Here is a 699-nt window from a genome sequence, read left to right as displayed (position 1 = left end):
TCTATCCCCTATTCACCTAAACATATTGGGTGAATACTAGCCCGCAGTAGACATACCCGAAAAAATTTTTTATGCCCAGAAGAAAGTGCCGACACGACCGCCTCCATCGCTTTCTTGACAAGACCAAGAACTACAACGAATGCTTCCATCAATTTCAACCCAACCCTCTAAATCGGGGTATTCTCCGTTGGTCGACGTGTCTTCATTTACTTCTCCAGTAGTACCACACACAGCACAACGAACAGTTTTAGAAGACCCTCCGAATCCGGACATAAACACCACTCCTAGTGTATTAAAATTTTGATTTTGTTGGGATTCTTTTTCTTGGCTTTCTTCGGTAGTGTACCGAATTCAGCTTTATAAGCATTTTCGAGTTCAGGGTTAGCTGGAAGCACCCATCCCTCGTAATAAGCGCATTGTTCGGGATTGTCCAAAAAATACTTGCAAACCTCGTGGAAACAACATTTGTTCCTCCCAATGCAGTTTGCGCAATTGTCTGTTATGTCTTTTCTAACCCTTGCCAATACTGATTTTTTGATGGTTTTTCTGCTCATCGTTTTAGCCTCCTCTTACCCCTATTTCACCTAACTATAGTGGGCTGAGGAGGCACGGAATTAGACACTGAAAATAAATAAAATAAATTTTTTTTTGCCTCTTGACTTTTTGAATCCGCTGAGTAAAATATATATAATTTATTTA

At 40.2% G+C, this 699-nt stretch carries 1 protein-coding gene; it reads right to left on the bottom strand.

Features of this window, described 5'->3' with window-relative positions; genetic code table 11:
- Positions 1–284: 284 nt before the first annotated feature.
- Entirely contained in the window at positions 285–554 is a 270-nt protein-coding gene (locus tag H1R82_RS14410; RefSeq protein WP_181729198.1) for a hypothetical protein, read from the bottom strand.
- Between the last annotated feature and the right edge of the window lie 145 nt (positions 555–699).

The organism is Thermoactinomyces intermedius, from assembly GCF_013912365.1.
Classification (GTDB): Bacteria; Bacillota; Bacilli; order Thermoactinomycetales; family Thermoactinomycetaceae; genus Thermoactinomyces; species Thermoactinomyces intermedius.
This window is presented reverse-complemented; position numbering and strand designations above follow the sequence as displayed.

Coding starts and splice junctions, on each gene's coding strand:
- H1R82_RS14410 (WP_181729198.1), bottom strand. CDS start 554: ATGAGCAGAAAAACCATCAAAAAATCAGTATTGGCAAGGGTTAGAAAA.